General features: G+C 56.4%; 12 protein-coding genes. 4 read left to right on the forward strand and 8 right to left on the reverse strand.

From position 1 onward, the window contains the following. Positions 1–6: 6 nt before the first annotated feature. Positions 7–3,894: a phosphoribosylformylglycinamidine synthase gene (gene purL, locus RTX30_RS13965; protein WP_312690729.1), complete on the reverse strand. Its 3,888-nt coding sequence runs from the start codon at positions 3,892–3,894 to the stop codon at positions 7–9. Positions 3,895–4,166: 272 nt separating this feature from the next. Between purL and mltF the strand changes: the two genes are divergently transcribed. Beyond that, positions 4,167–5,726 (forward strand): membrane-bound lytic murein transglycosylase MltF, encoded by a 1,560-nt coding sequence (gene mltF, locus RTX30_RS13970; protein ID WP_312690731.1) that lies wholly within the window; start codon positions 4,167–4,169, stop codon positions 5,724–5,726. Between the two features lie 17 nt (positions 5,727–5,743). Here the strand turns inward: mltF and tadA are convergent, their stop codons facing one another. Both tadA and yfhb read right to left on the reverse strand, forming a co-directional pair. Next, positions 5,744–6,292 carry a tRNA adenosine(34) deaminase TadA gene (gene tadA / locus RTX30_RS13975; protein ID WP_312690786.1) on the reverse strand — a complete coding sequence of 183 codons (549 nt, stop codon included), beginning with the start codon at positions 6,290–6,292 and terminating at the stop codon, positions 5,744–5,746. 11 nt (positions 6,293–6,303) lie between these two features. Next, positions 6,304–6,939, reverse strand: a complete 636-nt coding sequence (gene yfhb / locus RTX30_RS13980; protein ID WP_312690733.1) for a phosphatidylglycerophosphatase C — start codon at positions 6,937–6,939, stop codon at positions 6,304–6,306. Positions 6,940–7,125: 186 nt separating this feature from the next. Between yfhb and RTX30_RS13985 the strand changes: the two genes are divergently transcribed. The 3 genes from RTX30_RS13985 to RTX30_RS13995 all read left to right on the forward strand — a co-directional run bounded on the left by RTX30_RS13985 (position 7,126) and on the right by RTX30_RS13995 (position 9,662). Continuing rightward, entirely contained in the window at positions 7,126–8,373 is a 1,248-nt protein-coding gene (locus tag RTX30_RS13985; RefSeq protein WP_312690735.1) for an MFS transporter, read from the forward strand. A 123-nt stretch (positions 8,374–8,496) separates the two neighbouring features. Further along, on the forward strand, positions 8,497–9,345 hold the full coding sequence (locus RTX30_RS13990) for a MurR/RpiR family transcriptional regulator (RefSeq protein WP_312690737.1): 849 nt from the start codon (positions 8,497–8,499) through the stop codon (positions 9,343–9,345). A gap of 56 nt (positions 9,346–9,401) precedes the next feature. Then, a complete protein-coding gene (locus RTX30_RS13995; protein WP_312690739.1) occupies positions 9,402–9,662 on the forward strand; it encodes a YfhL family 4Fe-4S dicluster ferredoxin in 261 nt (86 codons plus the stop codon). Here RTX30_RS13995 and acpS read toward each other — a convergent pair. The 5 genes from acpS to rnc all read right to left on the reverse strand — a co-directional run bounded on the left by acpS (position 9,659) and on the right by rnc (position 13,165). Continuing rightward, positions 9,659–10,039, reverse strand: coding sequence for a holo-ACP synthase (acpS, locus tag RTX30_RS14000; RefSeq protein ID WP_312690742.1), 381 nt, complete (start codon positions 10,037–10,039; stop codon positions 9,659–9,661). The two genes, RTX30_RS13995 and acpS, sit on opposite strands and share 4 nt — an antisense overlap. Then, positions 10,039–10,770, reverse strand: a complete 732-nt coding sequence (pdxJ, locus tag RTX30_RS14005) for a pyridoxine 5'-phosphate synthase (RefSeq protein WP_312690744.1) — start codon at positions 10,768–10,770, stop codon at positions 10,039–10,041. Before pdxJ ends, acpS begins: the two co-directional genes overlap by 1 nt. Before the next feature lie 66 nt (positions 10,771–10,836). After that, positions 10,837–11,544: a DNA repair protein RecO gene (gene recO, locus RTX30_RS14010; protein ID WP_312690746.1), complete on the reverse strand. Its 708-nt coding sequence runs from the start codon at positions 11,542–11,544 to the stop codon at positions 10,837–10,839. 32 nt (positions 11,545–11,576) lie between these two features. Beyond that, a complete protein-coding gene (gene era / locus RTX30_RS14015) occupies positions 11,577–12,488 on the reverse strand; it encodes a GTPase Era (RefSeq protein WP_312690747.1) in 912 nt (303 codons plus the stop codon). Beyond that, positions 12,485–13,165, reverse strand: coding sequence for a ribonuclease III (rnc, locus tag RTX30_RS14020; RefSeq protein ID WP_312690749.1), 681 nt, complete (start codon positions 13,163–13,165; stop codon positions 12,485–12,487). Before rnc ends, era begins: the two co-directional genes overlap by 4 nt. Positions 13,166–13,229 lie beyond the last annotated feature (64 nt).

Consider the following 13,229-nt stretch of genomic DNA (forward strand, 5'->3'; position numbering starts at 1 on the left):
CCGTGATTAACCCAGTTGTTTACGGGCGTTACGGAAGATGCGCATCCATGGGCTGTCCTCGCCCCAGTTTTCAGGATGCCAGGAGTTAGACACCGTGCGGAATACCCGCTCCGGGTGCGGCATCATAATGGTAACGCGGCCGCTCTCAGTGGTGACCGCCGTAATACCGTTCGGTGATCCGTTCGGGTTAGCCGGGTAGGTTTCAGTGACCTTACCGAAGTTATCAACGAAGCGCAGAGCCACCAGACCTTCGCTTTCGAGCTGCGCCAGATGTGCGCCATCACGAACTTCAACATGGCCTTCGCCATGGGACACGGCGATAGGCATCTGCGAACCGACCATACCGTCCAGCAGCAGCGACGGGCTTTGCGTGACCTCAACCAGGCTGAAACGCGCTTCAAAGCGATCGGAGAGGTTACGCACAAAGCGCGGCCACAGTTCGCTGCCCGGGATCAATTCACGCAGGTTAGACATCATCTGGCACCCGTTACATACGCCCAGTGCCAGTGTCTGCGGACGGTGGAAAAAGGTTTCGAACTCATCGCGGACACGGTCGTTGAACAGAATCGATTTTGCCCAGCCTTCACCCGCGCCCAGTACGTCACCGTAAGAGAAACCACCGCATGCCACCAATGCATGGAAGTTTTCCAGCCCCCGGCGCCCGGTTAACAGATCGCTCATATGAACGTCGATTGCGTCAAAACCGGCACGGTGAAACGCAGCCGCCATTTCAACATGCGAGTTAACGCCCTGCTCACGCAGCACCGCCACTTTCGGGCGCGCACCGGTAGCGATAAACGGCGCGGCGATATCTTCGTTAATATCGAAGGACAGTTTCACGTTCAGGCCCGGATCGGCATCATTCGCTTTCGCGTCGTGCTCCTGATCCGCACATTCCGGGTTATCACGCAGACGCTGCATCTGCCAGGTGGTTTCCGCCCACCACATCCGCAGCGTGGTACGGCTTTCGCTGAACACGGCCTGACCATCAGCTTCAATCACAAAGCGATCGCCCGCGACAGCCTGACCGAGATAGTGAACACAGTCACCAAGACCATAAGCCGCCAGCACACGCTCCACCGCTTCGCGGTCGCCCGCGCGAACCTGAATCACCGCACCCAGCTCTTCATTAAACAACGCAGCAAGACGATCGCTGCCCAGCGCCGCGATGTTAACATTCACGCCGCAGTGACCGGTAAAGGCCATTTCCGCCAGCGTGACCAGCAGACCACCGTCTGAACGATCGTGGTACGCCAGCAGTTTGCGATCGGCCACCAGGGTCTGAATTGCATCGTAGAAGCCTTTCAGCTGCTCAACGTTGCGCACATCCGCCGGGGTGTCGCCCAGTTGACGGTAAACCTGCGCCAGCGCCGTCGCACCGAGGGCATTACGGCCATTGCCAAGGTCAATCAGCAACAGGGCGTTATCGTCGGTGGAAAGCTGCGGCGTTACCGTATGGCGTACGTCTTCAACACGGGCAAAAGCGGTGATAACCAGCGATAACGGCGAGGTCATCTCACGCTGCTCACTGCCTTCCTGCCAGCGGGTTTTCATCGACATGGAATCTTTGCCCACCGGAATGGTCAGCCCCAGCGCCGGGCAAAGCTCTTCGCCTACCGCTTTGACTGCCGCGTACAGACCAGCATCTTCACCGGGGTGACCTGCCGCCGCCATCCAGTTCGCCGACAGTTTGATACGTTTGATGTCGCCAATCTGCGTGGCGGCAATGTTGGTCAGTGCTTCGCCGACGGCCAGACGGGCAGAGGCCGCGAAGTCCAGCAGCGCGACCGGGGCGCGTTCGCCCAGCGCCATGGCTTCGCCATAATAGCTATCAAGGCTGGCAGTGGTGACCGCACAGTTAGCCACAGGGATCTGCCATGGTCCTACCATCTGATCGCGGGCAACCATACCGGTGACCGTGCGGTCGCCAATGGTAACAAGGAAGGTTTTTTCCGCCACGGTAGGTAAGTGCAGCACACGGTTTACCGCCTCAGCGATGGAAATCCCCTGCGCATTGAATGCATCGCCCGTCGCCTGGCGGGTTGCCACGTCGCGCGTCATCTTCGGCGTTTTACCCAGCAGTACATCCAGCGGCATATCGATCGGCTGATCGTTAAAATGGCTGTCGTTCAGCGTAAGATGCTGCGCTTCAGTGGCTTCGCCGATGACCGCGTAAGGGGCGCGTTCGCGACGGCACAGCTCGTCGAAAAGCGCCAGCTGATCGGCGGCTACGGCCAGTACATAGCGTTCCTGCGATTCGTTGCACCAGATTTCCAGCGGGCTCATACCCGGCTCATCGCTGAGAATATCGCGTAGCTCGAAACGACCACCACGTCCACCATCGCTGACCAGCTCCGGCATGGCATTGGACAGACCGCCTGCGCCGACGTCATGAATAAACAGGATCGGGTTCGCCTCGCCCAACTGCCAGCAACGATCGATAACTTCCTGGCAGCGGCGCTCCATTTCCGGGTTATCGCGCTGTACCGAGGCAAAATCCAGATCCGCATCCGACTGCCCGGAGGCCATAGAAGACGCCGCGCCGCCGCCAAGGCCGATATTCATTGCCGGACCACCCAGTACGATCAATTTCGCGCCAACGGTGATCTCGCCTTTCTGCACATGATCGGCGCGGATGTTGCCGATCCCGCCAGCCAGCATGATCGGTTTGTGATAGCCGCGCAGCTCTTCGCCGTTGTGGCTGTTCACTTTCTCTTCATAAGTACGGAAGTAGCCATTCAGCGCCGGGCGACCAAACTCGTTGTTAAATGCCGCGCCACCCAGCGGGCCATCCGTCATGATATCCAGCGCGGTTACAATGCGTTCCGGCTTACCAAAATCTTCTTCCCATGGCTGCTCAAAACCCGGAATACGCAGGTTGGAAACAGAAAAGCCCACCAGCCCTGCTTTCGGCTTCGCACCGCGACCGGTTGCCCCTTCATCGCGGATTTCACCGCCGGATCCGGTTGCCGCGCCCGGCCAGGGCGAGATCGCCGTCGGGTGGTTATGGGTTTCGACCTTCATCAAAATATGCGCCGGCTCCTGATGGAAATCGTAACGCCCTTCACCGCGGTCAGCGAAGAAGCGGCCAACGTCAGAACCTTCCATCACCGCTGCATTATCTTTATAGGCAGACAGCACGAAATCAGGTGTTTGCTCGAAGGTGTTTTTAATCATTTTGAACAGCGACTTCGGCTGCTGCTCGCCATCAATCACCCAGTCGGCGTTAAAAATTTTATGACGGCAGTGCTCAGAGTTGGCCTGCGCAAACATATAGAGTTCGATATCATTCGGATTGCGTCCCAGCCGGGTAAAGGCATCCTGCAGATAGTCAATTTCATCTTCCGCCAGCGCCAGGCCGAGACGCAGGTTAGCGTCAATCAGCGCCTGGCGGCCTTCACCGAGCAGGTCGACGCTCTGCACCGGTGCAGGCTGATGGTGTTTAAACAGGCGTTCAGCATCCGCCTGCGAGGTAAAGACACTCTCCATCATCCGGTCATGCAATCCGGCGGCAACCTCGGCCAGCTGCGCGTCGGTCAGCCCGCTGGTTTCAACGTAGTAAGCCACACCGCGCTCAAGGCGATTGATTTTGTTAAGACCGCAATTGTGGGCGATATCTGTCGCTTTAGAAGACCAGGGAGAGAGGGTGCCAGGACGAGGAGTGACGAGCAGTAACGTTCCGGTCGGGGTATGGCTGCTCAGGTTCGGGCCATACTTTAGCAGGCGCTGGAGCCGGGCGTATTCGTCTTCGGTCAGGGTGTCGTTCAAATCGGCGAAGTGCGCATACTCGGCGTAAATATTACTTACCGGGAGGTTGGCCGCCTGAAAACGCGCCAGCAGTTTGTTGATACGGAAAGCGGACAATGCAGGCGAACCACGCAGAATTTCCATCATTAGTCTCTCGTCTTCGATTACGCAGCGTCGGGGACGCTTTAAGTGTGCACCAGGGGAAAACGGGCGTCATTATAGAGAATACTGCGCGCCTACGAAACCGTTTGCGTCGAAATAAAATCGCTGCGGATTTTTAACAATAGCTGTCGCCGAACGCTCTAATTAGTTGCCAACTGGCGTTTTGTTGCGCAGAATGCCGCACATTCACCGACAAAGCTTACTGTTATCATCACGAAAACCTCCTGAGGCAAAGCACGGCGCAGAGAATTAACTCCTTGAAAAAATTTAAGATTAATTATCTGCTCATCGGCATTGTCACCCTGCTGCTGGCAGCGGCCCTGTGGCCTTCTATCCCCTGGTTCGGCAAAGCCGATAACCGCGTCGCGGCGATTAAAGCCCGCGGGGAATTGCGCGTCAGTACTATCGCCACACCGTTGACTTATACCAGTATTGATGGCAAATCCTACGGCCTGGATTACGACCTGGCGCAGCATTTCGCGGATTATCTGGGTGTGAAACTGAAAGTAACGGTCCGCCAGAATATCAGCCAGTTATTCGACGATCTCGACAATGACGATGCCGATATGCTGGCTGCCGGGCTGGTGTATAACAGCGAGCGCATCAAAAACTACCAGAGCGGCCCCGTTTACTATTCTGTCTCGCAGCAGCTGGTTTACCGCGTGGGTAGCCCGCGCCCACGCTCGCTGCAATCACTGACTGCCAGCCAACTGACCATCGCCCCCGGGCATGTGGTGATCGACGATTTGCGTGAGCTTAAAGAGAAAAAATACCCGGATTTAAGCTGGACGGTAGATGAAAAACTCGGTACCAATGCGCTGATGGAGCAAGTCCTCGAAGGCAAGCTGAGCTATACCGTGGCCGATTCCGTCGCCATTAGTCTGTTTCAGCGCGTGCACCCGGAACTGGCCGTCGCGCTGGATGTGACCGATGAACAACCCGTCACCTGGTTCAGCAAACGCGATGAGGACAATACACTGTCTGCAGCGATGCTCGACTTCTTCAATAATATGAATGAAGACGGCACGCTTGCCCGCCTTGAGGAGAAGTATCTCGGGCATGGCGACGACTTTGATTATGTCGATACACGCAGCTTCCTGCGCGCGGTGGACAGCGTCCTCCCCGATCTGCAACCGCTGTTCGAGAAGTACGCTCAGCAAATCGACTGGCGCTTGCTGGCGGCGATTTCCTATCAGGAATCGCACTGGGATGCGCAGGCTACATCGCCGACCGGTGTTCGCGGCCTGATGATGTTGACCAAAAACACGGCGCAAAGCCTGGGGCTCAGCGATCGTACCGATGCGGAACAAAGTATTAGTGGCGGTGCGCGTTACTTGCAGGACATGATGAGTAAAGTGCCGGACAGCGTACCGCAGGATGAGAAGATATGGTTCGCGCTGGCAGCCTACAACATGGGCTATGCACATATGCTGGATGCCCGTGCGCTGACGGCAAAAACGAAAGGGAACCCGGACAGCTGGGCCGATGTAAAGCAGCGTTTGCCGTTACTGAGCCAGAAACCCTGGTACAGCAAACTGACCTACGGTTATGCGCGCGGTCACGAAGCCTACTCCTACGTCGAAAATATTCGTAAGTATGAAATCAGCCTGGTCGGCTACCTGCTGGAGAAAGAGAAAGAAGCCGCGAAAGCGTTAAAGCTGGCGAAGAGTTACCCGGTGGTTTCAACAGATGAATTGAATCGCCCTGCTTACGGTATTCTGCCCTTTAGCGCTTTTACCACCCGCGATCCGTTTCCGCGCAACCCGCTGCTGACGCCGGATGTGCTGGTCAAAAACCCCGGCAAAGTGAAGCGCTAAGCGTTTCCCGGCAAGGCCTACAAACCGGGAGTATCGGAAGCGGTTTTCTTGAGCGCTTTTTTCTCCAGCCTGCGCTGGCGAAAAAAGTCACTCAACATAGCGGCGCATTCGTCGCGCAGCACCCCTTCAGTGATGGCCACCCGGTGATTCATCCCCGGATGATGCAGAACATCGATCAGCGAGCCAGCCGCGCCGGTTTTCGCATCCCGCGCGCCAAACACCAGATGACCAATACGGCTGTGCACCATGGCGCCTGCGCACATCACACAGGGTTCGAGCGTGACGTACAACGTGGTGTCGATCAGGCGGTAGTTCTGCAATACCAGCCCGCCCTGGCGCAGCGCCATGATCTCGGCATGAGCGGTGGGATCGTGGCGGCCAATGGGTCGGTTCCAGCCCTCGCCAATCACCTGATCGTTATGTACCAGCACCGCGCCCACCGGGACTTCGCCCTCTTCCCAGGCGCGTTTTGCCAGCGTCAGCGCATAACGCATCCAGTACTCATGATTCAGTTCAGGGTTAGACAAAGGCGTGACTCCAGTGATCCAGGCGGGCGCATTATACAGCCGTTGGTGTTTTATTCCAGTTGCTGCAATTCGCCGCGCGGCGTCACGCGCCAGCGATGCTGGCAGAAGTAGAGCAGTGGGTTGTCCTGCTTACTGTCGCTGTAGCCGCTGTAAAGCCGCAGCGGCGTGCCAATTTTGCGTTCCAGTTGCGCCACTTTTTCATGGCCCAGGCAGCGCATTGTCAGCACCCAACCGCCATAGCGACGATGAATTTGACTGGCAATAATGTTTACGCCTGGCAACCACGGTGTGTCGCAATAGACCTGCTCTACAAGCGACTGCGGAGAACCAGTGATCAACCAGATGTCTGCATCGGAAGCGGCAAGGTATTGCGTCAGGCGCGCCTGCACCACCGGAAAGGCAGTCACATGCCCACGAAACCAGCTCACAAACTGCTGCTCGCGTTGCTTCAGTTTGCGTTCGCTGTGACCAAAAGTGCAGCCCCACAGTAACAGACTCATCGGCCAGCGTGCCGCGCGCCCTTTAATCAACAACGCCCCGGCAATCACCGGCAACAGTGGCAGCACCAGCAGGGCATTTAGCGGCTGATGGCGCAGCAGATAGCGCAAAAAAGTCCCGAACATATCCTGCTGGTGAAGTGTTCCGTCAAGATCAAAAAAAACGACACGGCGCTCGCTGGTAGCCAAATGTTATCCCTCTGCTGGTTAAACGCCGACCGCCCATTATCTACCTGCTGGCGATCGCTATACGAATAGCCTAACAGATAGAACCTGACTTTTCCGGTAACAACCCTACCTGCAATAAAAAGCAGCTATTTAGTTTTACCCCAGATGCTCTACACTGCCACCATCTCACTCTGAAGCCGTTCTCCAATGAATTCGCATAATAAAAAACTGCGCGCGTTTCACTCCGCTCCTTTTCGCAACCTGTTCTTTGCCCGTTTGCTCACCGTGTTGGGCAATGGCATTGCGCCGATTGCGCTGGCTTTTGCGGTACTGGATATTGGCGGTAGCGCCGCCGATTTAGGCATCGTGGTAGCGGCGCGTTCATTGTTCAATGTCGCTTTCTTATTACTCGGCGGCGTACTGGCGGATCGCTACTCCCGTAGCCTGGTGCTGGTTTCCTCGTCGTTGGTGGCTGCGCTGTCGCAGGGCGTTGTCGCCTGGTCGGTGCTGGAAGGAACGGCATCGGTCATGAGTCTGGCGCTGCTCGGCACGCTGAATGGTGCGGCGGCGGGCATTGCGCTCCCGGCCTCCTCTGCGTTGGTGCCGCAGACGGTGCCCGTTCATAACCTGCGCGAGGCTAATGCCCTGATCCAACTTGGCATTTACAGCGGGACGGTGATTGGCGCGTCGCTCGGCGGCATGTTAACCAGTGCCGTCGGTCCCGGCTGGGGTCTGGCGATTGATGCGCTCGGCTTTGCCGTTGCAGCGCCGCTGTACCACGCGATCCGGGTTGGCGTTACGCACGTAGCAGCCCGGACTAACCTGCTACAGGATTTGCGCGATGGCTGGAAAGAGTTCGCCAGCCGGGCCTGGGTGTGGTCGATTGTCGTGCAGTTTACTATTATCAATGCCGCATTTAGCGGTGTAGTGATGGTGCTTGGCCCGGTGGTTGCCGATAGCGCATTCGGCCGTGCCAGCTGGGGAATGATGGTGGCCGCACAAAGTGTCGGGTTGATCGCCGGTTCCTTTCTCGCACTACGCTGGCGACCGCGCCGTGACCTGTTTATTGGCGTAATGCTGGTGGCGATGTGCGCTGTGCCTATTTTCCTGCTGGGTAAGGTGGCACCCACACCGTGGCTGGTTACCGCGTTTTTTCTTGCCGGCACGAGTTTTGGTCTGTTCGGCGTGTCGTGGGCGCAATCACTACAAACCCATATTCCGCCGGATAAACTCGCGCGGGTGTATGCCTACGATGCGTTGGGGTCCTTTATAGCGATTCCGGTGGGCGAACTGGCGGCCGGGCCGCTGGCCCTGCGCTACGGTAATGAAAACGTGTTGGTGGCTTCCGCTATTGCGGTTGTGATCGCCACCGTCGGTGCCAGCCTGATCCCGGCGATACGACGGCTCGACAATTCACCTCAGGCAAAATCGCATCGCGCAGAACGATCGTCCTGACTGTCGTCGAAAGCAGCTTATTGATACTTTGTGGTGCCAGAATTTTTAATTCATAATAACGATCAATGAATGGAATATTAAATTCCTTCATTAGCATGTGATGCAATCGCCTCCGGAGATCCTATGAACTGTTTAATTCGCATTCGCCAGCGCTATCCCGGCCTTGCGCAGAGCGATAAAAAGCTGGCGGAGTTTCTGCTGGAAAACCCTGACCGTGCGCGCCACTTGAGTTCGCAGCAGCTTGCCGCCGAGGCGGGTGTCAGCCAGTCAAGCGTGGTCAAGTTCGCGCAGAAAATGGATTTTAAAGGCTTTCCGGCGATGAAACTGGCGATCAGCGAAGCGCTGGCCAGCAATCCCAACCCCTATTCTATTCCGGTGCATAACCAAATTCGCGGCGACGATCCGCTGCGGGTAGTCGGGGAAAAATTAATCAAAGAGTGCCAGAGCGCGATGCATGCGTCGCTGGATGTGAACAGTGAAGAAAAACTGCTGGAGAGCGTGCGTTTACTGCGTGAGGCGCGCCGCATTATTCTTACCGGGATTGGCGCTTCCGGGCTGGTGGCGCGTAATTTTGGCTGGAAACTGATGAAAATTGGTCTTAACGCCGCCGTCGAGCAGGATATGCACGCCCTGCTGGCGACCGTGCAGGCCATGGAGCCGGGCGATCTGCTGCTGCCGATTTCCTATAGCGGCGAACGGCGCGAGATCAATATGGCGGCAGAAGAAACGCTGCGTGTTGGCGGTAAGATCATGGCGATCACCGGTTTTACACCCAATGCGTTACAGCAACTGGCCACACACTGCCTGTACACCATTGCCGAAGAGCAGGCGACACGCAGCGCCGCCATCTCCTCTACCAGTGCGCAAATGATGCTGACCGATCTGTTATTTATGGCGCTGGTACAGCAGGATCTGGAACATGCGCCGGAACGTATTCGCCATAGTGAGGAGCTGGTAAAAAAACTGGTTTGAGCAGGGAATCATCGTATAATGCCCGCCCTGTTAGTGTTGTTTCTGAGATTTTCCTGATGGCGCTGTTAATCACCAAAAAATGCATCAATTGCGATATGTGCGAACCGGAGTGCCCAAATGAGGCCATTTCGATGGGTGATAGCATCTATGAGATTAACAGCGATCGTTGCACCGAGTGCGTCGGGCACTACGAAACACCCACCTGCCAGAAAGTGTGCCCGATCCCCAGTACGATTTTGAAAGATCCTGCGCGCGTGGAAACTGAAGAGCAACTGTGGGACAAATTCGTTCAGTTGCACCACGCGGATAAAATCTAGCTTTCGAGGATGACCGTCGCACACGCATAATGGCGCTCGTCCGCCAGCGTGACGTGCATTGACCGCACCCCCAGTTGCCCTGCCAGGCGCTGCGCCTCATCCCACAAACGCAGGCACGGCTTGCCCAGTTCGTCGTTGTAAACTTCAAACTGATTAAACGCCAGCCCGTTGCGAATGCCGGTGCCAAATGCTTTCGCGGCGGCTTCTTTTACCGCAAAGCGTTTCGCCAGAAAGCGCACCGGCTGCTGGTGGGCCTGGTACTGTACCCATTCGTTGGCGCTGAGTACGCGTTTGGCAAGGCGATCGCCGCTGCGGGCGATCACCGCTTCAATGCGGACTATCTCGACGATATCCGTACCCAGCCCAAGGATCGCCATTATGCGCGCGCTTCCAGCATCAGGCGTTTCATTTCAGCAACGGCCTCTTTCAGCCCGCTCATCACCGCGCGGCCAATAATCGCATGACCAATATTCAGCTCGTGCATTTCCGGCAATGCAGCGATGGCTTTCACATTGTGGTATGTCAGGCCATGGCCCGCATTGACTTTCAACCCCAGACTTGCCGCATAAGTCGCAGCTTTAGCGATGCGCGCCAGCTCTTTAGCCTGCGCGGCGTCGCTGTCAGCGTCGGCATAACATCCGGTGTGGATCTCGATATAGGGCGCACCGACATCAGCGGCCGCTTTGATTTGCGCTTCATCGGCATCGATAAACAGCGATACCAGAATCCCCGCCGCGGCCAGGCGCTGGCAGGCGTCACGCATTTTTTCACGCTGACCCGCCACGTCCAGGCCACCTTCAGTCGTCACTTCCTGGCGTTTTTCCGGCACCAGGCAGCAGAAATGCGGTCTGGTTTCACAGGCAATCGCCAGCATTTCTTCGGTGACCGCCATTTCGAGGTTCATGCGGGTGTCCAGCGTCTGGCGCAAAATACGCACGTCGCGGTCGGTGATATGACGGCGATCTTCTCGCAGATGAACAGTAATGCCATCGGCGCCGGCCTGCTCGGCAATAAAGGCCGCCTGCACCGGATCCGGGTACGCCGTTCCGCGCGCGTTACGCAGCGTTGCGATATGATCGATATTGACACCCAACAGTAATTCAGCCATGACAATCCTCAGTGTTTTCATTGGTTCCGGTGCGGTCTTCGCCGCGACTGACCGGCTATTCTTCCGTTATCGCTTCGGCATAAATTGCCGGAACAGCTCCCGGCTCTTCAGCGGCTTGCCTCCAAGATACGGCTTTAAGGCGATGCGGGTAAAGCGCTTTGCCGCACGCAACGTGTCGGCGTCCGGGAAGTCCCGTTCCGCCAGTGCGCGCAGGTGCCGTCCGGTGAAAGTGCTGTTATCCATCACCACGCTGGCAATAAACCCTTTTTCTTCCCGGTAACGATACGTCATCACATCCTCCACCGGTTCACCGCTGCCCGCACAGTGTAGAAAATCCACGCCATATCCCAAATGCCCCAGCAGCGCCAGCTCAAAACGGCGCAGCACCGGTTCCGGCGTGCCGGTTACGCCAGCCAGCGCCTGGATACAGTGCAGATAATCGAAGAAGAGTTCAGAGAAGCGGGTTTCATGCTCCAGCACACGGGCGATAAGTTCATTAACATAGAGCCCGCTGTAAAGCGTAATGCCGCTGAGCGGCAACGCCAGCGAAACCGCTTCGGCGCTGCGTAATGTTTTGACTTCGCCTCGCCCGCCAAAGCGAACCAGCAAAGGGGTAAAGGGCTGTAATGCGCCTTTGAGATTGGAGCGTTTAGAACGTGCGCCTTTCGCAACAAGGCGCACGCGGCCCGACTCTTCCGTGAAGACGTCCAGCATCAGGCTGGTTTCGCTCCAGGGGCGAGAGTGAAGGACGAACGCGCGTTGCCATCCTTCCATACTATTCTCGTCGTCTGTCAGGCCATGAAGACTTAAAGATCGTCGACGTAACCGAGACTACGCAGGGCGCGTTCGTCATCGGCCCAGCCGGATTTCACTTTGACCCACAGTTCAAGGTGAACTTTGGCTTCAAACATCTCTTCCATGTCTTTACGGGCTTCAATACCGATGGTTTTGATTTTGGCGCCTTTGTTGCCAATCACCATTTTCTTTTGCCCTTCACGCTCAACGAGGATCAGCCCGTTGATGTCGTAACCGCCGCGCTCATTGGTCACAAAGCGTTCAATCTCGACGGTAACTGAGTACGGTAACTCTGCGCCGAGGAAACGCATCAGTTTTTCACGGATGATTTCTGAAGCCATAAAACGCTGCGAGCGGTCAGTAACGTAATCTTCCGGGAAGTGATGAATCGCTTCCGGCAGATGCTTACGCACGATACTGGCGATGGTATCGACGTTGGTGCCAGTTTCTGCAGAGAGCGGCACAATGTCGAGGAAGTTCATCTGGCTGGCGAGGAACTGCAGGTGCGGCAGCAGATCGGCTTTTTCCTGCACGTTGTCAACTTTGTTGACCGCGAGGATCACCGGCGCTTTGCCTTCACGTAGCTTGTTCAGCACCATTTCATCGTCTGGTGTCCAGCGTGTGCCTTCAACCACGAAAATCACCAGCTCAACGTCACCGATGGAGCTGCTGGCAGCTTTGTTCATCAGACGGTTGATGGCGCGCTTCTCTTCCATGTGCAGACCGGGGGTATCGACGTAAACTGCCTGATACTCGCCTTCGGTATGAATACCGACAATGCGGTGACGCGTGGTCTGCGCTTTGCGCGAGGTAATAGAAATCTTCTGCCCAAGCAGTTTGTTCAACAGTGTGGATTTGCCGACGTTAGGACGCCCAACGATGGCGATAAATCCACAATAGCTTTTTTCAGTTTCAGTGCTCATTCCAGCTCCAGTTTTTTCAGCGCCTGTTCGGCGGCAGCCTGCTCCGCCTTACGGCGGCTGGAACCTGTGCCGACCACCGGTTCGCTCAGGCCGCTGACCTGGCAGTGGATAGTAAATTCCTGATCGTGCGCTTCGCCACGCACCTGCACCACCAGATAAGAGGGCAGCGGCAGATGGCGACCCTGCAAAAACTCTTGCAGGCGCGTTTTCGGATCTTTTTGTTTATCACCCGGACTGATTTCGTCCAGGCGGGTCTGATACCAGCTCAGGATTAATTGTTCGACGGTCTGGATATCGCTATCAAGAAATACCCCGCCAATCAATGCTTCAACGGTGTCCGCCAGAATGGATTCACGGCGAAAACCGCCGCTTTTCAGTTCACCCGGCCCCAGGCGCAGACACTCGCCCAGTTCGAATTCGCGGGCGATTTCCGCCAGCGTATTACCGCGTACCAGCGTAGCGCGCATGCGACTCATATCGCCTTCATCCACACGCGGAAAACGGTGATAGAGGGCGTTCGCAATCACAAAACTTAAAATTGAGTCCCCCAGGAACTCAAGACGTTCATTGTGTTTGCTACTGGCGCTGCGATGGGTTAATGCCTGCTGCAACAGATCCTGATGTTGAAAAGTGTAGCCCAGCTTCCGTTGAAGCCGATTAATTACGATGGGGTTCATGCGATACCAATAAATAAATGCGTCAACAATGCAGCACACGAAACCGACCTGAGAAAACCAACGC

The sequence above is a fragment of the Kosakonia sp. genome, from assembly GCF_032052965.1.
In the GTDB taxonomy this organism is placed as follows: Bacteria; Pseudomonadota; Gammaproteobacteria; order Enterobacterales; family Enterobacteriaceae; genus Kosakonia.